Genomic DNA, 23,973 nt, shown 5'->3' with positions numbered 1-23,973 from the left:
GCGGTGGCCCGCGGGCGCGGGACGCGCCGGGGTGGATGAAAGGGGTGGTGTCAGATGCCTGGAGCGGGGGGCGGAGCGCGTTCGGTACCCGGTGCGGGGCTGAAGCCGGGGAGCGCACCGCCGCCGGACGGGGCCGGGGCGGTGGCGGCGGGCGTGCGCGGGAGGTCGTACGGGGGACGGGGTACGGCGGCGAACGGCACGGAGGGCCGCTCCGCGGGGGCGCCGCGCTGACCGTGCTGGGGCGCGGCGTGGTCCTCGGGCCCGGCGTCCGGGCCGGCGACGAGGTGCTGATCCGCACCCGGGGCGGGGGCACCGGCGACACCGGCGACGGCAAAGTACGACGGCGGTCCGTCGTGCACCGCCGCCCCGCCGCCCTGTCCGGCCCCGGCGCCGAGTACGCCGGCGACGGCGAGCACGACGGCGACGACCACGCCCCGCCAGCCGGCTCCGCCGGCAGAGCCCCGGCCGACCGTGCGCGCGTACCTGCTCATACGCGGTCTCCTCGGTCGCCGGACGGGGGCCCGCAGAGCGGGCACGAAGAGCCCAGGCTACTCATCCCCGCCCGGCAAGGACACCCGCCCCCGGCCGGGTCGCCCCGCGCCATCCGGACCGGAGAAGAGGGGCCGAGGTCCGGGCGACGACGCGCGCGTGTACGGAGACGCGCCGCAGCATTAGGCATGAGCACGACATGTCATGGGCATGTCTATTCGCGTAGACCGGGCCGGAAGCTCGAACTCGTGTCAACAGTAGGGCAGTTCGGCACCGGCGGTGCTCCCGCGCGTCCCCAGATGTTCCTCCCCACCCCCCGGAGGCCATGTTGCTCAGATCCCCGGCGATATCCCCGCGCGGCTGGACGGCCGCGCTCGCCCTGCTGGCCCTCGTCCTCGGTGTCGCGCTCGGCTCGGCGCCGCCGGCGGCGGCGTTCCCGCCCGACGTGCCGCCCAAGGCGCAGGTGCAGTCCGAACTCAACAGCCTGACCGTGGCCGCGGAAGGCTCGATGTCCGGCTACTCCCGCGACCTGTTCCCCCACTGGAGCACGGTCTCCGGCACCTGCAACACCCGCGAGACGGTCCTCAAGCGCGACGGCACCAACGTCTCCACCGGCGCCGACTGCTATCCCACGTCCGGCTCCTGGTACAGCTACTTCGACGGCGTCACGCGCAGCTCGCCCTCGCAGATCTCCATCGACCACATCGTGGCCCTGGCCGAAGCCTGGCGCTCCGGCGCCAGCTCCTGGACCACCTCGCGCCGCCAGCAGTTCGCCAACGACATCACCGGCCCGCAGCTCATCGCGGTGACCACCGAGGTCAACAGCTCCAAGGGCGACCGCGACCCGGCCGACTGGAAGCCCCCGCGCACCGCTTCCTGGTGCGGATACGCGAAATTCTGGATCCACACCAAGTACCGCTGGAACCTGAAGATCGACTCCGCCGAGAAGTCCGCGGTGCAGAGCATGCTCAGCGGCTGCTCGTACTAGTACCGACCGCCGGGGCGCCCCGTCACAGCCGGGGCGCCCCGTACGCGGCCGTGCTCCCGGCCGGCGGGCCGGCACCGGGTCCGGTCAGTCGAAGGCGCGCGCCACCAGCCGCACCAATCCCATGACCCCGCGGCCGATCCAGCCGAACAGTCCCGTCGCCGCGGCCATGTCGGCACCGTCGGCGGCCATATCCGCCCGGCCGGACCCGGCGTGGCACGCCGGGCAGGACCGGGGCCAGCGGCGCTTCCGCGCACCGCACTTCCGGCATTCCGCCACGAACCGCCCCCTGCTCCCGCCGTGGGGCCCGTACGGGCTCCCCTGGCGGCCGTCACCACCCGGCCGGAGCCGGCGCACCCCCGCCGCCTCCTCCGGCGTCCGGACCAGGCTACACAGCCTCCGCCCGGCGATAGCCCCGCCCTTCTCAGGAAGACCGACGGGTCTCGGCAACGACCTCGGACCCCGCCCGCGGACCGGTGGCCGCGCCCTCGCCGGCCAGGTCACGCCGGTACCACGTGCCCTGCTTGCCGCCGAGGTGGGCCGGGTCCACCGGTCCGGCGGCCGTGAACCCGGCCTTGGTCAGCACCCTCTGCGACGCGACGTTCCGGTGCACGGCGGCCGCGCGCAGCGTGCGCAGCCCGTACCGGGTCGCGGCCAGCCGGCACAGCCGAAGGACGGTCGCGGTCGCCACGCCCCGGCCCGCGGCGTGCTCCGCCACCCGGTACCCGAGTTCTGCGGCCCCGTCCTCGATGTCGACCAGGTTGAACCTGCCGAGCACCGAGCCGTCCGGGTCGACGAGCACGTGGAACGCGCAGATCCCCGCCTCCTGCTCCGCGAGCAGGGCGTCGTACCGGGAGGGAAAGTCCTCGAAGAAGGCGTCGCCGCGGTCGGGGACCGAGGCGGCGAAGTAGGTCCGGTTCGTCCGCTCGAAGGCCAGAACCGCGGAGGCATGACGGGCGCGCAGTCGCTCCAGTTCGGGCATGGGCCCGACCCTACCCACCCCGCCCGGCGGGGTCTTCCGGGTTTTCCGCGCCCTCTGCCCGCAGCTCTCGTCCCGGCCCGCGGCGACGGGCGCGGTCCGGCAGACCGGGGCTTCCCCTTCCCGGTCCGGTGTGGCATCTTGTACGTACAACAGATACGTACAAGTTCGGCGCTCGCGCCGTGACTGATGCCGACGAGGAGGTTGGCGTGAGCGGTCCAGAGAAGTCCAGGGTCCCACTTTTCGCCACGATGCAGCGCATACCCGGTGGACTGATGCTGATCCCGCTGATTCTCGGCGCGATCTTCGGCACCTTCGCACCGGGGGCGCTCGGGATCGGCAGCTTCACCACCGCGCTGTTCGAGGACAGCGCGCTCCCCCTGATCGCCCTGCTGATCTTCGCGACGGGCACCCAGGTCTCCCTGCGCACCGGCGGCCCGATCCTCGCCCACGCGGGCGTCCTACTGCTGATGAAGAGCCTCATCCCGGCCACGCTGGTCGTGGTGCTCGGGCTCGGCGTCGGCCTCGACGGCCTGCTCGGCATCTCGCTGCTGGCCCTGCTCGCCTCGATGGACAACAGCAACGGCGGCCTGTGGCTGGCCTTCTCCGGACAGTACGGCGACGAGCGGGACCGCGGAGCCTACGTCGCCAGCGCCGTCAACGACGGGCCCTTCCTGACGCTGCTCTTCCTCGGCGCCTCCGGCCTCGGCGACATCCCGTTCCTCGCCCTGCTCGGCGCGATCGTCCCGTTCCTGCTGGGCGTGCTCGTGGGCAACGTCGACGCCGAGTGGCGCAAGGTCGTCGAGCCGGTGCCGAACATCGTCATCCCGTTCTTCGCCTTCTCCCTCGGCACCGGCATCGACCTCGGCGACATCGTCACCGGCGGCGTGACCGGCCTGCTCCTCGGCCTGGTCATCGCGCCGTTCACGGGCCTCCTGGTCTACGTCGGCTACCGGTACATGCTGCGGCGCGGCCCGATGTCCGGCATGGGCTTCGCCGCCGGCACCACCGCGGGCAACGCCATCGCCACCCCGGCCGTCGTGGCCGCCGCCGACCCCCGTTTCGAGGAGTTCGTCGGCACCGCCACGGCGCAGGTCGCGGCGTCGGCCCTGGTCACGGCGATCGTCGCGCCGCTGCTCGCCGCGTACGCGCTGAAGCGGGCGGGAGCCCTGCGCCAGAAAGGCGTCACCGACCGGCCGGAGGATGCGGACGCGACCGCGCACGGCTCCGCGGGCGGCATCGCGGGCCGCCCCGGGCAGGAGCAGCGCGCATGACGTACGAGGTGGCGATCGTCGCCGACGACCTCACCGGCGCCGGCGACACCGCCGTGCAGTTCGCCGAGGCGGGCTGGCCCACCCTGCTGCGGCTGGGCGGCGGCCCGCCCTCAGGCGCCGGGGAGAGCGGCGGCGGCGCCTCGGTGGTGGCGGTCACGACGGACTCCCGTGCCCGCCCCGCCGCCGAGGCGGCGGACCTGGTGCGCCGTGCGACGACCGGGCTGCTGCGCGCCGGGGTGGCGCACCTGTTCAAGAAGGTGGACTCCACGCTGCGCGGGCCGGTGCGCGCCGAGACCGACGCCATGCTGGACGTGCGCGGCCCCGGCACCGTCGCGCTGGTGTGCCCCGCCTTCCCGGCCGTCGGCCGCACCGTCGTGGACGGCGTCCTGCTGGTCGGCGGCCGACCCGTCGCCGAGACCGCGGTGGGCCGGGACCCGGTGACGCCCGTGACGGTCAGCCATCTGCCCACAGTGCTCGACGCGCCGCTCGTACGCCTCGATCCGCGGGGGACGCCCGCCTCCTGGGCCGCGGCGGTCCGCGCGGCGGACAGCCGGATCGTGGTGCTGGACGCCGCGGACGGCGAGGACCTGGACCGGATCGCACGCGCGGTCGCCCACCTCGGCGAACAGGCGCTCGCCGTCGGCTCCGCGGGGCTGGCGGGCCCGCTGGCCGCCCGGTGGAGGCCGCGGGAGGCGAAGGCCGCCGACACCCGCCCGGCCGCCCCGCCGCACCCGGGCCCCGCTCCCGGCGCCCGCCCGGCGCCGGCCGGGCCGGCGGCGGCCACCGCCCTCGTGGTGGTGACGAGCCTGCACGACGCCTCCCGCGCCCAGGCCGCGGCCCTCGCGGCCCACTCCGCCGCGCACCTGCGGCCCACCGGACGGGACCTGACCGACTCCCGCGCGTGGGCCGCGTTCCTCGACCGGGTCGGGGCGGCGGCGGCCGGTCACCCGGACACACTGCTGCTGAGCACCCCGGACCGGGGCGCCACGGCCGTCGACCCGGAACTCGTCGCCCGCCGCCTGGCGGACGCCGCCGCGCACGCGGTGGCCGCGGGCGCGGTCAGCGGCCTGGTCGCCACGGGGGGCGACGGCGCCCGCGCGGTTCTGGAGCGTCTCGGCGGCACCGGCATCAGGCTGTTCGACACCGTCGAGCCGGGCGTGCCGCTCGGCGTCGTCGTCGGCGGCACCGCGGCCGGGCTGCCCGTGGCCACCAAGGCCGGGGGCTTCGGCGGTCCCGATGTACTGATCAAGGCCGCGGAAGCGGTACGAACGGAGAGGAGCCACCGGTGAACGACCCGCAGGTGCCCACGCTCGCCCTCACCCTGGGCGACGTGGCCGGCATCGGACCGGAGATCACGGCCCGTACCCTGCTGCACCACGACGATCTGCGCGCGGTCTGCAGGCCGGTCGTGATCGGGGACGCCGACGCGGTCCGCGCGGCCGTCGAGCTGATCGGCGAAGACCCCGCGGTGGTGCGCGTCGTCGACTCGCCCCGCGACGCCCTGAACGAGCCGGGGACCATCGATCTGGTGCAGGACGGACCGTCCCTGGCCACGGTGCCCTACGGCGAGCTGAGCGCGGCGGCGGGCGACGGCTCCGCCCGCTTCGTCATGCGAGCCTGCGCGCTGGCCCGCGACGGGCTCGTCGACGGCATCGTCACCGCGCCGCTGAACAAGGCCGCCATGCACGCCGGCGGTCACTTCTGGCCGGGCCACACCGAACTGCTGGCGCACGAGTTCGGCGTCGAGAACTTCAGCCTGGTGCTCTCCGCGGGTGAGTTGTACTTCTTCCACCTCACCACCCACGTGTCCCTCACCGAGGCCATCGCCGGGGTCACCCCCGCACGCACCGACAACGTGCTGCGCCTGGTGGGTTCGTTCGCCCGCGCCCTGGGCCGGCCCGGGGAACCCATCGGCGTCGCCGGGCTCAACCCGCACGCGGGCGAGAACCGCCTCTTCGGCGACGAGGACGCCGACGTGCTGGCCCCGGCCGTCGAGCGGGCCGCCGCCGCGGGCATCAACGCGGTCGGACCGCTGCCCGCCGACGCGCTCATCCCCGCCGCGGTCAGGGGTGCGTGGAAGTTCGTCGTCGTCTGCTACCACGACCAGGGGCACGCCCCCTTCAAGGCGGTCTACGGCGACGACGGCGTGAACATCACCGTCGGCCTGCCCGTCGTCCGGGTCTCCGTCGACCACGGCACCGCGTTCGACATCGCGGGCAAGGGCGTCGCCCGGGAGGCGAGCCTGGTGCTGGCCACCCGGCGCGCCGCCGAACTGGCGCCGGGCTGGCACCAGGTGTGGCGGACCGCGCAGGCGGGCGAGCCGGCCCCGGCGGCCGCCGTCGAGCGGCCGGACCCGGCCTCGTAGACTCCCCGGCGATGGCAGTCGACAGAAGTGACCCGCGGCCCCTGCACCAGCAGGTCGCCCAGTCCCTGCGCCAGCAGATCCTGGGCCACGACCTGCCGCCGGGGGCGCCCCTGCCCAGCGAGGCCAAGTTGTGCGCCGCGTTCGGCGTGGGGCGCAGCGTCGTGCGCCAGGCGGTGGCCGGGCTCGCCGCGGACGGCCTGGTCATCCGCCGCCAGGGCCGGGCGACGCTGGTGGCGTCGCCCGCCGAGTACCGGCGGCTGGTCCAGCGGGCGACCGGGCTGTCCGACCAGTTCGCCGTCGCCGGGCAGGAGTTGCGCACCGTCGTACGCTCCCTGCGCCCCGGCACGCCGCCGCCGCGGGCTCAGGCGTTCCTGCACACGGCGGACGTGCTGCGCCTCGAACGCCTCCGCCTCGTCGGCGGCGACCCGCTGGCATACGTACGCACCTGGCTGCCCGCCGCGAGGGTGCCGGGGCTGCGCGCCGAGGACCTGACCGACGCGTCGCTGCACCGGCTGCTCACCCGGAACTACGGGCTGCGGCCGGTCAGCGGCCGGCGGCAGGTCCGCGCGGTCGCCGCCGACGACATGCTCGCGGAGGCGCTGCGCACCGAGCCGGGCGGGCCGCTGCTCATGCTCGAAGGCGAGACCACCGACCAGCACGGGCACGCGCTGGAGTGGTTCACCACGTGGCACCGCGCCGACCGCGTCGTCTTCGACATCGACGTCTCCGAGACCGCCGAGACGGTACGACTGAGCGCGCTCGACGCCGCCGGCGCGGAAGCCGACGAGGCCGCCCCCGGTGCCTCCGGCACCGGGTCGCCGGCACCGGCCGATCTGGACCGGGCCCGCGAACTCGCCGAGGAACTGCGGCGCCTGCTCGGCTGATCGCCCGCGGTGCTCCGCGCGTCAGTACCGCCGGCGGGTGGCTTCCACGGTCTCCTGGCGGGACCGGCCGGCGAAGAGCCGCTCCTCCGCCGCGCGTACCGCGAGCAGCGCGTCGAAGAGGTGGTCCCCCATCGCCTTGCGCAGCACCACCGAGCCACTGAGGTGGCCGAGCGCCTCCCCCACGCCGGCCGGCAGCCGTTCGATGCCGCGCCGCTCCAGCTCGCCGGGGCCGGCGTGGGCCGGGTCGTCGGTGAACTCCTCCGGCAGGCGCGACGCTTCCTCGTACCCCGCCAGGCCCGCGGCGATGACGGAGCCCACCACGAGGTAGGGGTTGGCGGCCTGGTCGAAGCACTTCAGCTCGGCGTTGGCCCGGTGGGACGACTCGCCCGCCGGTCCGGTGACGAAGCGCAGCGCCGCCTCCCGGTTCTCCCAGCCCCAGCAGCCGTACGCGCCGGTCCAACGGGACGGTGCCAGCCGCAGATGGCTGGCGGGGGAGGGGCAGCCGACGGCGGTCAGGGCGGGCAGTGACCGCAACACGCCGGCGAGGAACGCCTCGCCCTCCGGCGTCATGCCGCGCGGCCCGGCACCGCCGTGCATCAGGTTCTTCTCGCCGCGCCACAGACTCAGGTGCAGGTGACCGCCGTTGCCGATGCCGGAGGGCTCCGGCAGGGGCGCGAAGGAGGCCCGCAGGCCGTGGGCGTGGGAGACGGCGCGCACCGTGTGCCGGACCAGAACGGCGGTGTCGGCGGCGCCCAGCGGGTCCTCGGCGGCGGTCGAGACCTCGAACTGCCCCGGCTCGTACTCCGGGTGGATCTGGAGGACCTCCACGCCCTGCGCGGTGAGCGCGTCGACGACGTCGAGGAGGTACGCGCCGGAGTCCGCCAGCCGGGACAGCCCGTACGCCGGTCCGTCGCCGATGCCGCCGGGGCCGGTGCTCCACTCCGTCTCGAATCCCATCCGCAGGCTCAGGCCCTGACCGGCCGCGGCCCGCACCATGCGGTTGACGAAGGACCGGTGGCATCCCGGGTACGGTTCGCCGTCCTGGCCGTACCGGTCGGCCGGCGCCCACGCCCAGCCGGGCTGAGCGGCGAGCCGGGTGAGCCGGTTCAGGTCCGGGAGCAGGAGCAGGTCGCCGACCGGGCCGCCGAAGCCGTCGCTGCGGGCCGTCGAGTCGTCCACGAGAAAGGTGTCGAACACCGGGGACATCCCCACGCCGTGAACCGCGAGGTAGGGAAGACGGGCGAGCGGCACGGCCTTGACCCGGCCGATGCCGGCGTTGTCGACCCAGCTCAGCGCGATGAGTCGTACCTCCGCCTCGGCCATGGCGGCCATCGCCCGATCCACCGGGGCCGCCCCGTCGGCGGTACGCACAGTCATGCCCCCATGATTCGGCCGGGCGGGTCACCCCCTCCCCCGCCACTCCGACAGCCGATACGGCGTTCACCCGATCGGCCGCACGGGCGCTCCGGCCGGCGGATCAACGGCACGCCGGGGACCGTCCGTTCAGCCGGGCAGGTCCTCGGGGCGCTTCCGCGCGAGTCTGCCTTCGAGCAGGCCGGTGGCCTGGCCGACCTCGATGAGGTAGCCGTCGGGGTCGCGCAGGTAGCAGCGCTTCTCCGCCCCGCGGTCGAGGGGCGGGGTGAGGAACGCCGCTCCCTTGGCGCTCCATTCCCGGTGGACGGCGTCGATGTCGGCGACGCGGAGGTTCATGAAGCTGGAGACGGTGTCGCCGGGCTCGTAGTCCACCACCGAGATGTTGGGCTTGTCGGGGGTCGGCGGGCCGCCCGGATTCATGATGACCCAGGAATTGGCCAGCTTGACGATGCAGGGGTTCTCCTCCAGCACGACCTGTCCGCCCAGCACCTCGGTGTAGAAGGCCCGGGAGCGGGCGACACGCCTGACGGTCAGGAAGAGCGTCACGACCATCCCGGTCTCGGGAGCGGGCAGGTTCTTCAGGTCGATGGCCGACTGCTGTTCGGACACGGGTCCTCCTGTCAGCGCGGGGCGGCCCGCCGCGCGGGATTGTCCTCCAGGGCGGCGCGATCCCAGTCGCCGTGGACGGCGGCGGCCTCGTAGGCGGAGTGCAGGAAGTCCAGCAGCAGGCCGTCCGGGTCGGAGGCGGTGCGCACCGTCTCGTACGGAAGGAGGAACTGGCTCCACTCCTGCGAGTAGCCCCCGGCCGGGACCGGATGCTCGCTGAAGCCCGGCGGCTCCGGGTAGGCGTACGAGTAGAACATGCCCTCGCCGTCGCCGCCCGGCCAGAAACCGGCGCTGCTCAGCTCGTGCGAATAGCCCTCGGTCATCACCCAGTGCGCGCAGTTGGGTGCGGAGCCGGAGTGGGTGGGCGCGGTGCGGCCGGAGAAGCGGGTGACGGCCAGGTCCATGCCGCCCCAGAAGAAGTGCACGGGGCTGGCCTTGCCGATGAAGTGCGAACGGAACACGCTCAGCACCCGCGAAGCCTGCACCAACTGCCCCCAGAAGGCGCGGGCATGATCGGGGTCGTACGAGGCGTGGGTACGGTCCTCGGCGAACGGGATCGCCACCTCCACCTCGACCGGGCGGGCCAGAATGGAGACGTCGATCCCGGCGCGCTCCAGCGCCTCCATCGTCTCCCGGTAGAAGTCGGCGACCGGCTTCGCCTCCAGCGTGACGGTCTCCACGGCCCCGGCCGTGGTGCGCAGCCGCAACAGGTGGTCGACGAAGTCGAATTCCATGTCGAACGTGCGCCGGCCCGGGATCGCCGACGTCGTGAGGCCCCGGGCGGAGACGTAGAGCGCCACCTGCCACCAGTGGTTGACCATCGGCGCCAGCGCCAGCCGGACCTTCCCCACGATCTGGGTCCACATGTGGAGGGTCTCGCGGGTGTCGGCCCAGTCCGCGACGCGCAGCGCCGGCCACGGGTCGGCGGTGGGGGGCACATTCGTCATCGGCATCTCCCGGGCGGCTTCAGTGGAGGCGCTGCTGCCAGTCCGGCGGGACCTTCCCCGCCGGCCCCGGCACCGGCTGATCATCGGGTCGCGCGGTCGGCGGGCTCATCGCGGGCCCCTCCATGAACTCCTCGGTGTCCGCGTTCCAGAACCAGTCCTCTCCGGGCTCGAAACTCGTCAGCACCGGATGCCCGCTCTCCCGGGCATGCCGGCTCGCGTGCTGCGAAGGCGACGAGTCGCAGCAGCCGATGTGCCCGCAGGCCGCACAGCGCCGCAGATGGAACCACCACCCCGGCGCCTCACTGGCCAAGCACTCGGCGCAGCCCTCCCCGCTGGGGGCGGTGGTGGGGTCGATTCCGGGTGTCCCATCGGCTTCCATGCCTCCATGCTGAGCGGAAAGGCCGGGACGGGCATTCCGGCAGGACCGTTCGGGTGCCGGGAGGCACGGAGCACGGGCCGCCGACCGGGGCGGTGCCGGCAGGGCGGGTGGTCGGCGCAGCGGACACCGTCCTCCGGCTCCGGGAAACCCCTGGGAGATGTGTGACCGCGACGGGGGGAGCCGGCTGCTCGGCCCGCGGCGGCGCGAACCGCGCCGGGGGCCCGACGCGCCACGGCCGTCTCAGCCCGCCGCCCGGCGGACCCGGGCGGCGGGACCGGGCACGGCGGGGGTGCGCACGCGCCCCCGGCGGTGGGCCGGTGGCCGGTCACCCGCGGGCAGCGGGACGTCCGGCCACCCGCGGCACCGCCGGGCGGGTGCCGTCAGGCCGGCAGACCCAGTCCGCCGGCCAGCCGGTCCCAGTGGTGGTCGGCGTCGCCGAAGGCCAGCGCCCACGCCGCCATCTGGCGGGAGTGGAAGTGCAGGTCGTGCTCGTAGGTGAAGCCGATCGCGCCGTGCACCTGGTGGCCCGTGTCGCAGACCCGCCGGCACGCCTCGCTCACCCACGCCTTGGCCATCGACACCTCCTCCGCCGCGTCCAGTCCGTTCGCCAGCCGCCAGATCGCCTCGTACGCCATGAAGCGCGCGCTCAGCACGTCGACGGCCATGTTCGCGCAGTGGTGCTGGACCGCCTGGAAGGCGCCGATGGGCCGGCCGAACTGCTCGCGCTCCGCGGCGTACGCGACCGTCATGTCGAGGACCCGCTGGGCCGCTCCGACCATCGCGGCGCAGGTGGCGGCGGCGCCGTAGGCGTCGATCGCCTCGGCGACCGGGCGGCCGGCGGACAGGGCGCGGTCGCGGGGCACGCTCACCCCGTCGAAGCGGACCCGGTGCGGCCGGTCGGCGCCGATCGCGTCGAGCGGCTCGCGGACGACGCCGTGCGAGGCGGTGTCCACCACCAGCGCCGGTCCCTCGGCGGGCACGACGAGCAGGTCCTCGGCGGCGTGCGCGTACGGCACGAACAGGGCGGTGCCGTCGAGGACGTACCCGCCGTCCCGCTCGGCCGCGGTGATCCCGCCACCCGTGCCGTCCCAGTCGCCCGGCACGGCGCTCATGACCCGGCCGCGGGCGATCGCCCCGAGCCACCGCGCCTGCTGCGCCTCGGTGGCGAACCCGGCCAGCGGCAGCCCGCAGCACACCACCGTGGACACGAAGGGGCTGGGCACCTGGAAGTGCCCCATCTCCTCGACGACCAGACACAGTTCCAGGAAGCCTGCGCCGACACCGCCGTGGGCCTCCGGCAGCGCCAGCCCGGTCCAGCCGAGCTCGACCATCTCCTTCCACAGCGCGGCGGAGTAGCCGGCGGGCCCGTCCGCCATCGCGCGCGCCCCGGCGCCCGCGCTCCGCGACTCCAGCAGATCGCGGGCGGTGGCCTTGATCAGCTCCTGCTCCTCGGTGAGCGTCAGGTCCATCAGTTCTCCGGCGGGATCTTGTCGGACCGCACCCACACGCCGGGCCGCTCCTCCCAGAAGAGCTGCACGAGCACGCCTCCGGTGTGCTTCGGGTGGATGAACGTGTCGCGCCAGGCGGCGCCGTCGGTGCTGCCGTCGTTCTCGCCGAACGTGGGCACGTCGTGGTGCGCGCACGCCGCCATGGCCCGCTCCCAGTCGGCGACCTCGAACGTCACGTGATGCGCGGCGGCGCCGTTCTTGTTCCAGAACCGCTCGATGAACGAGTCCTCGCCGCGCGGCATGATGACCTCCCAGCAGATCGTCGATCCGGGGATGTTCAGCACGAGGTCCGCCATGTCCGGGTGCTCGTCCTCGGGCGTCCGCCAGACCTGGACGAAGCCGGCGAGCCGCTCGTACCAGCGGGCCAGCTCGTCGCGGTCGGGGAACGCCTGGCAGACGTGGTCGAGGGCGACGACGCCGAGCGAGGGTGCGCCCGGGGGCTCGGCGGTCGCCGGTACGGACGGCCCGTCCCCGCACAGGCCGTGGCCGCCGGGACCGCGCAGCCGGAACAGCACGCCGGGACCGCGCTCGGGCGGCGACAGCGACGCCTCCAGCCAGTCCCCGGCCCCGCCGCCGGCCGCCTTGACGCCGAGCGTCTCCAGCTCGGCGCGTACGGCCCCGAGGTCGGGGACCTCGGCGGCGACGTGGTGCAGCCCCGGGCGACCGCCCTGGGCGTCGAGGAACTCCCGGATCGAGGACCGCTCCCCGGCGGGCGCCAGCACCTCCCAGGTGTGCCCGGGGTCGCCCGGCAGCGCCAGCCGTACGCCGCGGCAGCCCTCGCCGGGGTTGTCCCAGCTCCGGATGCGCCGGAACCCGAACAAGCCCTCCAGGAGCGCCACCTGCGGCTCCAGTTCCGGCGCGACCTGGCCGATGTGGTCGATCCGGTAAATCCGCACAGATCCTCCTCTTCGCTTCCGCTCAGCCGGGACCGGCTCAGCCGGGGGTGCACCTCAACCGGGGTGCGGCTCAACTGGGGTGCGGCTCAACTGGGGTGCGGCTCGATCCAGTCGTACTCGTTGGTCACCAGTTCCTTCACGAGGCGCAGGTTGTACCGGTTCATCGCCGCGATCCGCTCGGCCAGCTCGCCGACCCGCTTGTCGAACTCGTCGGCCGGGTACACGTCGTTGACCAGGCCGATCTGCTGGGCCCGCGCGGCGTCGAGCCGGACGCCGGTGAACAGCAGCTCCTTGGCCATCGCCTTGCCGACCCGCCGCGGCAGCCGCTTGACGCCACCCCAGCCGGGCGCGGACCCGCCGAACTCCGGCTGGTCCGGGTCGCCGTCCTCGGTCATCTTCGGCCGGTACGGCGGACGGGCGGACAGCGTGATCTCGACCAGGCCCATCTTCGCGTTGTCGGAGGCGACGATGAAGTCGGCGGCCAGGGCCAGCTCCAGCCCGCCGCCGACGGCATAGCCGTGCACCGCGGCGACGACCGGGACGGACAGCCGCTCCATCATCGCGAACGTCTTCTCGCCGAGCCTGCCCTGCTCCACCCGCTCCTGCTTGGTGAGCTGCTCCGACCAGCCAAGGTCCATGCCCGCGCAGAAGGCGCGCTCACCGGCACCACGCAGCACCACCACGCAGACGTCCTCGTCGTCGTCCACCTCGGTGAAGAACCGGCGGAGTTCGCGCATCGTCGTCGGGGTGAGCGCGTTGAGCTTCTCGGGCCGGTTCAGGGTGAGCCAGGCGACCCGCTCCTCGATCTTCAGGTCGAGGGTTTCGTACATGGAGAGGACTCCTCCTTCGTCGTCATCGGCTGCGAGGCAGGTTCAGGCCCCGGGTGGCGATCACGTCACGCTGGATCTCCGCCGCGCCACCGAGGAAGGTGGAGGCGACGGAGTCGCGGGACATGTGGGTGAAGACGGCTCCGAGCGGCGCGTCGCGGCGCTGCCAGAGCTGGGCGGACCGGCCGAAGGCCGAGGCGCCCGTACGGGCCAGGCGCTGGTGCAGCTCGGCACCGAAGAGCTGGTTGACCGACGCCTCGTAGCCGGGCACCCCGCCGGCCGCCTGCCGGGACACCGTGTACCGGGCGAGGTTGTACTGCACCCGGATCTCGGTGTGGCGGCGGGCGATCTCCTGGCGGAGCGCGGCCCTCGTATCGTCCCGGAGGAAGGCGCGGCCCTCCGGCGAGCGGAGGTAGCCGACGAGTTCGGAGAGCGCCTGCTCGTACTTGATCGTGGCGCCGATACCGGCCCGCTCGAAGCTCAGCGCGGTCATCGCGACGTACCAGCCGCGGTTCTCCTCGCCGACCCGGTTGGCCGCCGGCACCCGCACGTCCTCGAAGAAGATCTCGCAGAACGGCGCCGCCCCGCGGATGTCGGTGATCGGGCGGATCGTCACGCCGGGAGAGGCCGCGTCCACCAGCAGGAAGGTGATGCCCCGGTGTGGCCGCGACGCCTGCGGATCGGTGCGTACGAGCACGAACAGCCAGTCGGCGTACTGCCCGAGGGAGGTCCACACCTTCTGCCCGTTGACCGTGTACGTGCCGGTGGCCTCGTCGCCCTCGCGGACCGCGCGGGTGCGCAGCGAGGCGAGGTCCGACCCGGCGCCCGGCTCCGAGAAGCCCTGCGCCCAGGTCACCTCGCCGCGGGCGATCGGCGGCAGGTGCGCGGCGCGCTGCTCGCCTGTGCCGTGCTGCAGGAGCGTCGGGCCGAGCAGGAAGGCGCCGATCCCGTTCACGGTGGGAACCCGGGCGCGCATCATCTCCTCCTGGAGGATGAACTCCTCCAGGACCGACAGCCCCGCCCCGCCGTACTCGGCCGGCCAGTGCGGCGTTATCCAGCCGCGCTCGGCGAGGGCCGCCGCCCACGCGCGGGCCCCGTCGCGGCGCGCCGGGTCGTCGCTGACCCGGTCGGCCGGCCAGTTGTAGCCCCAGACGTCCTCGGGTTCGAGGCTCTGCTCGGCCCCGGGATCGGGCGCGTACGCCGGCGGGAAGCGGTCGTATACGAAGGCGCGCACCTCCTGCCGGAAGGCCGCCTGCTCCGGGGTGTCCTCCCAGTTCACCGCTCCTCCTCCCGGTCCCAGGTGGCGGGGGTGAGGCCGTGGTCCCCCTCGGCCCGCAGGCGGTACTTGGCGACCTTGTCGGTGGGCGTGCGCGGCAGGGCGTCGATGAACTCGACGTAGCGCGGGACCATCGAGCGGGGCAGCCGCTCGGTGCAGAACTCCACCAGTTCGGCGGGCTCCAGCGACGCTCCCGGCCGCAGGACGACCCACAGCTTGACGTCCTCGTCCTCCAGCTCCGAGGGCACGCCGGTGGCGGCCGACTCCAGGATCGCGGGGTGCAGATTGACCTCGCACTCCAGGTCGAAGGCCGAGATGTTCTCGCCGCGGCGCCGGATGGCGTCCTTCATCCGGTCGAGGAAGTAGAAGTAGCCGTCGGCGTCACGCCACACGCGGTCGCCGGTGTGGAACCACATGTTGCGGAAGCAGTCGGCCGTGGCGTCCGGGGAGCCGTAGTACCCGGTCGTGATCACGAACGGCTGCCTGGGGCGTACGACCAGCTCGCCCGGCTCGTCCGTCCCGACCTCGCGGTCCCACTCGTCGACCACCGCCACCTCGAATCGCTCCTCGTGGGCCTGCCCGCACGACCCGAGCCGCCACTCGCCGTACGGGCTCGCGGTGGCTATCCCGACCTCCGTGCTGGTGTAGGTCTCCACGGAGCGGACCCCGAAACGCTCCAGCAGCGGTTCGTCGAGGCTCGACTTGCCCATGTAGAAGGTCTCCAGCGGATGATCCCGGTCGCGCTCGGTCCGCGGCTGGTTGAGCAGGATCGGGATCATCGAGAAGACGCTCATGGCGACCTGTGCGTCGAATCTCCGCACGTCGTCCCAGAACCGCGAGGCGCTGAAGCGCTCGACGATGGCGATGGAGCCGCCGGCGAGGAGCGCGGACAGCACGCCGTCCCAGAGCCCGGCGGCGTGGAACAGCGGCAGCGGGCAGTAGGTGGTCTTGCCCCACCTGTCGAGGAAGTCCAGCGAGTCCAGCGCGCACGTCAGCGCCAGGGCGTGCGGGACCATCGCGCCCTTGGACGGGCCCGTGGTGCCCGAGGTGTACATGATCGCCTGGAGATCGCCGAAGCCGACGTCGGCCCGCGGGGGCTCCGCGCCGTGGGACAGGAGACTGGACAGCGTCGCGGCGGGCTTGCCGAGCCGGTGGAGCGCGACGTCGGAGGCGTTCTCGGTACGGACGATGACGCGGCCCAGATCGGGCAGGCGCGCGGCCACCGCCGGCAGCCTGTCGGCGTACTGCGCGTCGATGATCAGCGCCGAGGCGTCGGAGGTGTGCAGCACGTGCCGGAGCAGCTCGCCGCGGTAGCTGATGTTGATCGGCACGGCCACGGCCCCCAGCCGGGCCAGCGCGAAGATCACGTGGATGAAGTCGGCACAGTTGGGGAGCATCACGCCGACGTGGTCGCCCCGGTCGATGCCCGCGGTGACCAGTCCCTGGGCCACGCGGTCGGCCATCGAGTCGACCTCGCCGTACGTGACGTCGCCCTCGTGGAACTTGAGGAAGGTCTCGGTCCGATGGGTTGCGGCCCGTTCTCGGAGCACATCGCCGAGGACAAGGCTCTCCAGCGTTTCGTTGCGCATTCGAACCTCTTGCTTCGCTTTGGGCGGCGCTGATTCGGTTGCGACAGTCGATCTGCTTTTGACCACCAAGGTCGTCAACATCGGACCACGAAAGAATGGCGCTCGCAAGGGCGCTGGGACGCGCGCCCCACCGGCGCCCGGAGCGCTGGGCAGCCAACTCACGCTGCATAGCGCCGTGTTACGGCGGCTCCGGATCTGCCGATCCTGTCCGGATGCTGGAACCCGGGTTCACGTGCGGTCGGCCATCGGCGGGGCGAGGGGGCGTTGTTGCCGCCCGGGTGCATCGAGCGGCCGGGCCTCGGCGTCGACCCGGGCACGCAGCAGGGCGGTGGAGGGGGACCCGGGGGAAAGGACGTCCAGCAGGCCGTGGGCGCGGTGGCGCAGCCCGGCGAGGAGCCGGTTGCAGGGGCGCGCCACTTCCGGGGACCGGAGCAGCGCGGTGAGTTCGCGGTGGTGGGGTTCGGAGACGGCGGCCCGGCCGACCAGCAGCCGCGCCCGCTCCCCGGCGGCCGAACCGGTCCCGTGCAGCAGTTGCGCGAGGCGGTAGGTGGCGGTCCCGTTGCGCAGGTCCGACCCGGCGCCGTCGCGCAGGTCCTCGTGATCGTTGCGGAGCTGCGCCAGGATCCCCAGGATCTCGCCGAACTCACCCCATGCCGCGACCTCGTCCGCTTCCGGACCGGGGACGGCCGACCGGGCGCCGTGGGCCAGCCGGGCGGTCAGGACGCAGGCCATGGCGTAGACCGCGCCGCTCTTCTTCCGGTACACCTCGCACACCTCCTCGGGCCCCACCTCCCGCGGGTCGTTGAGGAGGTCGCCGAGCTGGCCGTCGGTGGCGGCGCTCCAGCTCTCCAGGTAGTCCGCGGCCAGGACACGGCGCAGCGGTTCGGGTGCCGGCAGCGCGGCGAGCACGCGCAGCGGCAGTCCGTAGCCGCACTCCAGCACGGCGGTCAGCGCCGCGCCCCGGTCCATCCCGTACGTCCGCGGGCCGGCGTCACCGTCGGCCAGGTCGTCGAGCGCGTTGGCCGCCCGCCACCACAGCGCGTGCACCGCCGCGACCGGCACGGCGGGTTCGGTACCGCCGCGGATCGCCCCGTGGACGAGGAGGGGCAGTGCGAACTCCTGGGGGTCGCGCCGGCCGCGGGCGACGAGCGTCTTCAGCGCGGCGTGGAGTATCGGGTGCCGGGTCCCGTACAGGCGGTCGATGAACGTATCGAGGTACCGCCGAACGCGCGGGAAAACCTCCCGGAGATGACTCTCCGGGCACAGTCGGGCCTGGCCACCGTGGTCGTCACGGCGGAGGCGGCCGGAGGGCGGGTGGGACAACCGGGGCTCCAGGGGTCGGGGGCCTGGGGGGCATCGCGGGCGGCGGCACGCGGCGTCACCCCGCATGCCGCCGGCGCTGCCGCCAGGGGCCGACCGCTCGGATCAGCCCCTGCGCCGCAATCGCTCGTGTACAAGAGAACCTAGGCCCGGCCCCGGCCGCAGGCCCCGATCCCGCCCGCGATCGACCCCGACAGGGCTAACACCGCCACCGCTCCGTACGCATGGCGCGGTGCATGTTGACGGTTGCCCGGGGCGCATCCGCTCGCATGACCGGCAGAGTGAGCCCTCGCCTCAGGCGTCGACCGGGCGGGTTCTGCGGGCGGTGATCGCGGACTCGAAGCGGTCCAGGTCGACGACGGCACGGCGGTGGGTGCCGCGGCACACGACGGCGGCCTCGTCGCTGGCGGTGACGTCGAACAGCAGACGCCGGCCGTCGACGGTCTTGAGGACGGCCTCGATCCTGACCGTCGATCCCGGCGGTGTGGGAGCTTCGTGGCTGAGGTCGACGTGCACGCCCAGGGTGCGCTTGTCCGACGGGATGTGCGGCACGAGCGCCTGCATGCAGGTCCATTCGACGAGCCCGACGAGGTAGCCGGTGGCGAGGACGGCCGGCATGGCCGTGAACTGGTCCGATTCCGGCAGCAGGTGCGGCACCGTGCGGTGCTCGGGGACCCGGTAGTTCAACGTGGCGCGCAGGCCGGGTTCGAGTGACAGCTCCATCAGCTCCTCCATCAGTCGCCCTGAGGTGGGCCCACGCCCCGGCCGTGTGTCGGGGCCGGCCCCCGGGCGCAGGAGACGAGGCGTGCGGCGGTGGGCGTGCGCGGACGGATCGCCGTGCGGTCGTCGGGGACGACGCGGGCGTGGGCGCCGTCGATCAGCAGCACACTGACAGGTCGGTCAAGGGGTGGCAACGGTGCAGGGACGCACCGCGGCCGGCGCACTCCCGGCGGCGCCCTCACCGCGGCTGATACCCCTCTCGCGGATTTCCGCCTTCCGCCCCTGTGACCACCGTGTTTCCCTCTCATGCACGCACACGGTGGCAGAGACTGGTCGAGAACCTGCTGCGCGTCCTCGGGCGAGCCCGGGGCGGTCGCGTCCGTGGCGGCGGACGCCCCGCGGCCGGCGTGCCCGGAGCGACGGCCCGGCGCTCGACCCCGCGCGGGCGGATCTCGTCCGCTGGTCGGCCGCGCACGGCCTGCCCGCGCCCGTCGACGGCGTCACCACGGCGGTGCGCGACGCCCCGGCCGTGTCCCGGGCCGCCGGCCGCGGCCGGGACTGGGGCTTCGGCGGCAAGCCGTGCATCCACCCGGCGCAACTGGAGCAGGTGCACGCCGCCTACGCGCACGAACTGCTGCTCGCCGGGCGGCTGGACCTTGCCGCCGTCTTCCGCGAGGACGACGCGCCGCGCCCCCGCTGGCCGGGGATCCGCCCGGCGTGAGGACGCACCGCGGCGCCGCGCCCCGCGAGGCCGGCCGCCTGCGATCGGCTAGCCCCGCTTGTGACCGGACCAGACCCGGGTGGACAGCACCAGCAGATAGCCGTCGGGGTCCCGGAGGGTCACACCCCAGGTGTCCCAGTACGGGTTGTGAGCGGGTACCCGCCTGCCGCCGTGCCGTTCGAGCCGTTCCACCAGAGAGTCGGGCACCGGTTCGCCGAGGTACACCACCAGCAGGTCCTCGGCGGTGGGCCGCGGCTCGACGGGGTCGGCGGGGTCGTGGACGAGTTCGAGGTGCCAGGCGGCTTCCGGCCAGCCGACCATGAGCAGCGAGTGGTCGCCGGAGGTGCCGTCCGCGGTGTGCCGGTACTGGACGTCGAGGCCGAGACCCGAGTGCCAGAATCGTTCCGCCGCCGCAAGGTCGCGGGACGGGCGGGCGATGCGGACATGAGCCGTGGCGTCGGCCGGCACGTGCTGCCTCCTGAGCGGTGCGGTCATCGGGAACGGGCGCTGTCAGGCAGCCTAGGGAAAGGCGCCGCCGGCCGCCCATCGGGCGCTGGTCCCAGGCCCGCCCGGCGCGGACTCCCGCCGGTCGGCGGCCGGTCTCAGGAGTCGAAGCGGGCACGCAGTGCCTTCTTGTCGAACTTGCCGGTGCCGATACGCGGCACGGCATCCACCAGCTCCACGCGGTCGGGCAGTTGCCAGCGCGCGAAGCCGCTCCGCTCCAGGTGCGCCCGCACCTCGTCCAGGGTCACCGCTGCGCCGGGGCGGAGCACCACGCACACCAGCGGTCGCTCCGACCACTTCTCGTCCGGCACCGCGACCACCGCCGCCTCGGCGACCGCGTCCATCGACATCACCGCCGACTCCATGTCGACCGAGGAGATCCACTCCCCGCCCGACTTCACGAGGTCCTTGGCCCGGTCGGTGATGACGAAGTAGCCGTCGGGCGAGCCGGTCGCGATGTCGCCGGTGGCGAACCAGCCGTCCTCGGTGAACGGCCCGCCGCCCTCGTCGCCGAGATAGGCGTCGGCCACCCAGGGCCCGCGCACCAGCAGCTCGCCCATCGACGCGCCGTCCCAGGGCAGCGGGCGCCCGTCGTCGCCGCGGATCTGCGTCTGCACCCCCGGCAGGGGCAGTCCCGCCATGCCGCGGACGGCGTCGGCGAGCCGCTCTTCGTCCCAGTCCCGCATGTGCTCCTTCGGCCAGGCGAAGCTGGCCAGCGGTGACGTCTCCGTCATTCCCCAGATCTGCACCAGCGGGATGCCGAACTCGGTGCGGTAGCGCTCGATGAGTGCCCGGGCCGGCCGCGCCCCGCCGCACAGCAGGTGCCGCACGTCCGGCAGTCCGCCGCCGCGGGCGGCCAGCGCGTCCGCCACGGCCATCCACACCGTCGGCACGCCGGCGGCGACGGTGACACGCTCGGCGGCCATCAGGTCCACCAGCGCGGCGGCGTCCAGCGGCCCGCCGTAGAACACCTGCTTGGCGCCGTAAGGGGTGGCGGTGTAGGGCAGGCCCCAGGCGTTGGCGTGGAACATCGGCACCACCGGCAGCACCGCATCCCCCGGGCCGATCGACATCGCGGCCCGGGACGAGCCGGCGACGGCGTGCAGCATGGTCGAGCGGTGGGTGTAGACCACGCCCTTGGGCCGCCCCGTGGTGCCGGAGGTGTAGCACAGGCCGAGCGGCGCCCGCTCGTCGATCTCACGCGGCTCGTACGTCCCGGGCCGGGCGGCGATGAGCTCTTCGTAGGCGACGGCGCCCGGCAGCGTGGTGCCGGGCGGCACCCGGTCGCCGAGGACCACCACGTGTTCCACGTCGGCGAGCCCGCCGCGCTCCGCCACCTGCTCCAGCAGCGGCAGCAGGTCCGCGTCCACGAGGACGGCCCGGTCGCCGGCGTGCCTGACGACGTAGGCGAGTTCGTCCGCGGACAGCCGCACGTTGAGGGTGTGCAGCACCCGCCCGGTGCAGGGCACCGCCCAGTACGCCTCCAGGTGCCGGTAGCCGTTCCAGGCGAGGGTGGCCACCCGGGCGCCCCGCGGCAGCGCGAGGTCGTCGAGCGCGTGCATGAGCTGCTGGGCGCGGCGGCCGAAGTCCGCGTAGGTGTAACGGTGCTCGCTGCCGTCCGGGAGGCGGGTGACGACCTCGGTGTCGTGGAAGTAGCGCGGCCCGTGGTCGAACAGCAGCCAACTGGTGAGCGGGATGTCCATCATCGCCATGGCGGACATGTTGACCGGGGCCCCGGACCCGGACCACGGATGAATCCCCCACTCCGCACCCTCTCCTTGTGGAGATGTTCTCTGTAGTCGCGCGTGCCGTCCGCTTCTACGTTCTCCCCGACACCGACGCCCTGTCGGCTGGCTCCCCACCCGCGGCATCCGAGGTCGGCATGACGAGCACGACGAGAAGGACGAGCGAAGCCACCCCCCCGCTCCCGCGCGCCATCCTGTCCACCCACGGCCTGACCAAGGCGTTCGACGGCTTCCGCGCCGTCGACGAGGTGGACCTGGCCGTCGCGGAGGGCACCGTCCACGCCCTCGTCGGCCCCAACGGGGCCGGGAAGACCACGCTGTTCAACCTGCTGACCGGCTTTCTGCCGGCGTCGGCGGGGCGCATCGACGTGGCGGGGCAGGACATCACCGGGCTGCCGCCCGAGCGGGTGGCGCGTCTGGGGGTGGCCCGCTCCTTCCAGTTCACCAGTCTCTTCCCGGCGGTGACGGCGCGCGCCCATCTGGAACTGGCGCTCCAGGCCGGTACGGGCCTGGGCCGCCGGTTCTGGCGTTCCGACAGGCTGCTGGCGCGGTTCACCGGCCGGGCGCTGGAACTGCTGGACGAGGTGGGCCTGGCCGGACGGGCCGAGGCACCGGCGGGCAGCCTGCCGTACGGGCAGAAGCGCGCGCTGGAACTGGCGCTCGCCCTCGCCCTCGATCCCCGCGTGCTGCTGCTCGACGAGCCGACGGCAGGCATGGGCCTGGAGGACGTGGATCGCACCGTCGCCCTGGTGGACCGCATCCGCACAGGCCGCACGGTGGTGCTGGTCGAGCACAACATGAGCGTCGTCGGCTCGCTCGCCGACACCGTCACGGTGCTCCAGCGCGGCCGGGTGCTCGTGGAAGGCCCGTACCGCACCGTCCGTTCCGACCCGCGGGTCGTCGAGGCGTACCTGGGGGCCGGCGTTGCTTGAGGTGCGGGGCGTGACCGCCCACTACGACGAGGCCGAGGTGCTGCGCGAGGTGTCCCTGGACGTCGGGGCCGGCGAGGTCGTGACCCTCGTGGGCCGCAACGGAGCGGGAAAGACCACACTCCTGCGCTGCGTGATGGGCCTGCACCGCGGCGCGGCGGGGACCGTTCGCCTTCAGGGCCGGGACCTGAGCGCCGTACCGCCCCACCGCAGGGCCCGCCGCGGCCTCGGGTACGTCCCCGACGACCGGGGCATCTACGCGGGCCTGACCGTGGAGGAGAACCTCACCCTGCCCCCGGCGAAGGGGACTTCGCCCTGGCCGCTGGCGCGCGTCTACGAGGAGTTCCCGGCGCTCGGCGAACGCCGCCGGAGTCCCGGCGGCAGGCTCTCCGGCGGCGAACAGCAGATGCTCGCGCTCGCCCGGGTACTCCGCACCGGTGCCCGGGTGCTGCTCTGCGACGAACCCACCGAGGGTCTGGCGCCGATCGTCGTCGAGCGCATCGGCGGGATCCTGCGCGAGGCCAAGCGGCTCGGCACGGCGGTGCTGCTCGTCGAGCAGAACCTGCGCTTCGCCACCACCGTCGCCGACCGCCACTACCTGCTGGACCGCGGCCGGATCGCCGAGTCGCTGGCCAACGACGACGTGCGGGAGCGCGAACACGAACTCCTCGGCTACCTGGGCCTGTAGCCCGGCCGTCGCCACGGCCGTACCGGCCACCTCGACCACTTCAAGGAGGAAGCATGGGACACACATGGTCCAAAGCCGCGGTGGCCACGGCCACGGTGGTGGCGGGGTCGCTGCTGGCAGGGTGCGGCGGAGGCGGACCGGGCTCCGGCGGCGGGAAGATCAGCGACGACGGGATCACGCTGGGGGTGCTCACCGACCTCTCCGGCGTGTACGCCGAACTGGCCGGGGAGGATGCGGTCACCGCGGTGGAGATGGCCGTCGCGGACTTCGAGAAGAAGCACGGCGACGACGCGGTCACCGACGACATCGACGTCGTCTCGGCCGACCACCAGAACAAGCCCGACGTCGCCAACACCCAGGCGCGGAACATGTACGAGCGCGAGAAGGCCGACGCCGTCTTCGACGTGCCGACGTCCTCCGCGGCGCTCGCCGTGGCGACCATCGCCGAACAGTCGAAGAAGCTGTACTTCAACATCGGCGCCGCGACCACGGAGCTGACCGGCGCCTCCTGCAACCCGTACACCTACGCCTGGGCGTACGACACCTACATGCTGGCCAACGGAACGGGCACGGAGGTGACCAGGCAGGGCGGCGAGTGTAGGTTCGCGTTTCCGATGTCCCTCGGCGAGCGATTGACCTGCTGTTCTGGACTTGTCTCAGAGGGCGGTTCGTGATCTGATGTCCGTTTCCTGGTGAGGTTGGGGCAGGGCTGGTGGTCGCGGGGCTTGGTCGGCTATTGCTTCCTGGCGAAGCTGCCCGTGTCGATCTCGGTGATGATGCCGAGCTTGACCAGGCGTTTCAGCTTGGCGCGGGTGCCCTCGATGTTCTTCGGCAGCAGTTCGTGATCGAGGGCTTCGCAGACATCCCGGGCCCGTAGCGGTCCGGTCGCACCGTTGAAGACGGCGAGGATGCGGGGGTAGTCCGGGTGCTCGGGCAGGTCTGGTGGGACGGCCGGGAGCCGGTCGGCG

General features: G+C 73.6%; 24 protein-coding genes and 1 pseudogene. 9 read left to right on the top strand and 16 right to left on the bottom strand.

All coding sequences use genetic code 11. The annotated features are described in order from the left end of the window. Nucleotides 1-50: 50 nt before the first annotated feature. A complete protein-coding gene (locus I003_RS0121085; protein WP_027773324.1) occupies nt 51-491 on the bottom strand; it encodes a hypothetical protein in 441 nt (146 codons plus the stop codon). Nucleotides 492-814: 323 nt separating this feature from the next. On the opposite strand from I003_RS0121085, the gene I003_RS0121080 reads away from it, so the two are divergent. Continuing rightward, nucleotides 815-1,477, top strand: coding sequence for an HNH endonuclease family protein (locus tag I003_RS0121080; RefSeq protein WP_027773323.1), 663 nt, complete (start codon nt 815-817; stop codon nt 1,475-1,477). A gap of 421 nt (nt 1,478-1,898) precedes the next feature. On the opposite strand, the gene I003_RS0121070 is transcribed toward I003_RS0121080, so the two are convergent. Continuing rightward, entirely contained in the window at nt 1,899-2,456 is a 558-nt protein-coding gene (locus tag I003_RS0121070) for a GNAT family N-acetyltransferase (RefSeq protein ID WP_027773321.1), read from the bottom strand. A 206-nt stretch (nt 2,457-2,662) separates the two neighbouring features. Between I003_RS0121070 and I003_RS0121065 the strand changes: the two genes are divergently transcribed. Genes I003_RS0121065 through I003_RS0121050 form a run of 4 tightly spaced genes read left to right on the top strand, consistent with a single transcriptional unit; the run spans nt 2,663 to nt 6,976 of the window. Continuing rightward, nucleotides 2,663-3,727 (top strand): 2-keto-3-deoxygluconate permease, encoded by a 1,065-nt coding sequence (locus tag I003_RS0121065; RefSeq protein ID WP_486584317.1) that lies wholly within the window; start codon nt 2,663-2,665, stop codon nt 3,725-3,727. After that, nucleotides 3,724-5,016, top strand: a complete 1,293-nt coding sequence (locus I003_RS0121060) for a four-carbon acid sugar kinase family protein (protein WP_027773319.1) — start codon at nt 3,724-3,726, stop codon at nt 5,014-5,016. The genes I003_RS0121065 and I003_RS0121060 overlap by 4 nt, the downstream gene beginning before the upstream one ends. Further along, on the top strand, nt 5,013-6,092 hold the full coding sequence (pdxA, locus tag I003_RS0121055) for a 4-hydroxythreonine-4-phosphate dehydrogenase PdxA (protein ID WP_027773318.1): 1,080 nt from the start codon (nt 5,013-5,015) through the stop codon (nt 6,090-6,092). Before I003_RS0121060 ends, pdxA begins: the two co-directional genes overlap by 4 nt. Nucleotides 6,093-6,103: 11 nt before the next feature. Then, the gene (locus I003_RS0121050) at nt 6,104-6,976 is read left to right on the top strand and encodes a GntR family transcriptional regulator (RefSeq protein ID WP_027773317.1); all 873 of its coding nucleotides are present in this window, start codon (nt 6,104-6,106) and stop codon (nt 6,974-6,976) included. Nucleotides 6,977-6,997: 21 nt separating this feature from the next. On the opposite strand, the gene I003_RS0121045 is transcribed toward I003_RS0121050, so the two are convergent. The 11 genes from I003_RS0121045 to I003_RS0120995 form a co-directional block, all read right to left on the bottom strand. After that, nucleotides 6,998-8,353 (bottom strand): glutamine synthetase family protein, encoded by a 1,356-nt coding sequence (locus I003_RS0121045; RefSeq protein WP_037721332.1) that lies wholly within the window; start codon nt 8,351-8,353, stop codon nt 6,998-7,000. A gap of 126 nt (nt 8,354-8,479) precedes the next feature. Continuing rightward, the gene (locus I003_RS0121040; protein ID WP_199784330.1) at nt 8,480-8,902 is read right to left on the bottom strand and encodes a VOC family protein; all 423 of its coding nucleotides are present in this window, start codon (nt 8,900-8,902) and stop codon (nt 8,480-8,482) included. 68 nt (nt 8,903-8,970) lie between these two features. Then, nucleotides 8,971-9,903, bottom strand: a complete 933-nt coding sequence (locus tag I003_RS0121035; RefSeq protein ID WP_027773314.1) for a DUF5996 family protein — start codon at nt 9,901-9,903, stop codon at nt 8,971-8,973. A gap of 19 nt (nt 9,904-9,922) precedes the next feature. After that, nucleotides 9,923-10,282, bottom strand: a complete 360-nt coding sequence (locus I003_RS0121030; protein ID WP_027773313.1) for a UBP-type zinc finger domain-containing protein — start codon at nt 10,280-10,282, stop codon at nt 9,923-9,925. Nucleotides 10,283-10,662: 380 nt separating this feature from the next. After that, a complete protein-coding gene (locus I003_RS0121025) occupies nt 10,663-11,751 on the bottom strand; it encodes an acyl-CoA dehydrogenase family protein (RefSeq protein WP_027773312.1) in 1,089 nt (362 codons plus the stop codon). Continuing rightward, the gene (locus I003_RS0121020; RefSeq protein WP_027773311.1) at nt 11,751-12,686 is read right to left on the bottom strand and encodes a VOC family protein; all 936 of its coding nucleotides are present in this window, start codon (nt 12,684-12,686) and stop codon (nt 11,751-11,753) included. The genes I003_RS0121025 and I003_RS0121020 overlap by 1 nt, the downstream gene beginning before the upstream one ends. Before the next feature lie 86 nt (nt 12,687-12,772). Further along, a complete protein-coding gene (locus I003_RS0121015) occupies nt 12,773-13,516 on the bottom strand; it encodes an enoyl-CoA hydratase/isomerase family protein (protein ID WP_027773310.1) in 744 nt (247 codons plus the stop codon). Between the two features lie 22 nt (nt 13,517-13,538). Beyond that, complete coding sequence (locus I003_RS0121010) at nt 13,539-14,792, bottom strand: acyl-CoA dehydrogenase family protein (RefSeq protein ID WP_027773309.1); 1,254 nt, start codon at nt 14,790-14,792, stop codon at nt 13,539-13,541. Further along, nucleotides 14,789-16,378: an AMP-binding protein gene (locus I003_RS0121005; protein WP_027773308.1), complete on the bottom strand. Its 1,590-nt coding sequence runs from the start codon at nt 16,376-16,378 to the stop codon at nt 14,789-14,791. The genes I003_RS0121010 and I003_RS0121005 overlap by 4 nt, the downstream gene beginning before the upstream one ends. A gap of 228 nt (nt 16,379-16,606) precedes the next feature. Then, entirely contained in the window at nt 16,607-17,701 is a 1,095-nt protein-coding gene (locus tag I003_RS32780) for a hypothetical protein (protein ID WP_051368366.1), read from the bottom strand. 291 nt (nt 17,702-17,992) lie between these two features. Next, nucleotides 17,993-18,421 carry a thioesterase family protein gene (locus I003_RS0120995; protein WP_027773307.1) on the bottom strand — a complete coding sequence of 143 codons (429 nt, stop codon included), beginning with the start codon at nt 18,419-18,421 and terminating at the stop codon, nt 17,993-17,995. A gap of 316 nt (nt 18,422-18,737) precedes the next feature. On the opposite strand from I003_RS0120995, the gene I003_RS36145 reads away from it, so the two are divergent. Further along, nucleotides 18,738-19,139, top strand: a complete 402-nt coding sequence (locus I003_RS36145) for an aldolase/citrate lyase/malate synthase family protein (RefSeq protein ID WP_158689010.1) — start codon at nt 18,738-18,740, stop codon at nt 19,137-19,139. Nucleotides 19,140-19,187: 48 nt separating this feature from the next. On the opposite strand, the gene I003_RS0120980 is transcribed toward I003_RS36145, so the two are convergent. Together I003_RS0120980 and I003_RS0120975 are read right to left on the bottom strand one after the other, a co-directional pair. Then, entirely contained in the window at nt 19,188-19,607 is a 420-nt protein-coding gene (locus I003_RS0120980; protein ID WP_027773305.1) for a VOC family protein, read from the bottom strand. A gap of 134 nt (nt 19,608-19,741) precedes the next feature. After that, a complete protein-coding gene (locus I003_RS0120975; RefSeq protein ID WP_027773304.1) occupies nt 19,742-21,355 on the bottom strand; it encodes a long-chain fatty acid--CoA ligase in 1,614 nt (537 codons plus the stop codon). Between the two features lie 74 nt (nt 21,356-21,429). Between I003_RS0120975 and I003_RS0120970 the strand changes: the two genes are divergently transcribed. From I003_RS0120970 to I003_RS32775, 3 genes are read left to right on the top strand one after another with little or no spacing between them, the layout of a single operon-like run. Continuing rightward, nucleotides 21,430-22,320 carry an ABC transporter ATP-binding protein gene (locus I003_RS0120970; protein ID WP_486584316.1) on the top strand — a complete coding sequence of 297 codons (891 nt, stop codon included), beginning with the start codon at nt 21,430-21,432 and terminating at the stop codon, nt 22,318-22,320. A 10-nt stretch (nt 22,321-22,330) separates the two neighbouring features. Continuing rightward, a complete protein-coding gene (locus I003_RS0120965) occupies nt 22,331-23,005 on the top strand; it encodes a branched-chain amino acid ABC transporter ATP-binding protein (RefSeq protein ID WP_078564231.1) in 675 nt (224 codons plus the stop codon). Between the two features lie 53 nt (nt 23,006-23,058). Further along, on the top strand, nt 23,059-23,679 hold the full coding sequence (locus tag I003_RS32775; protein ID WP_486584315.1) for an ABC transporter substrate-binding protein: 621 nt from the start codon (nt 23,059-23,061) through the stop codon (nt 23,677-23,679). Between the two features lie 59 nt (nt 23,680-23,738). On the opposite strand, the pseudogene I003_RS0120955 reads toward I003_RS32775, so the two are convergent. After that, a pseudogene (locus I003_RS0120955) lies at nt 23,739-23,973 on the bottom strand (hypothetical protein); the annotation flags it as partial.

The sequence above is a fragment of the Streptomyces sp. CNQ329 genome (assembly GCF_000482585.1).
This window is presented reverse-complemented; position numbering and strand designations above follow the sequence as displayed.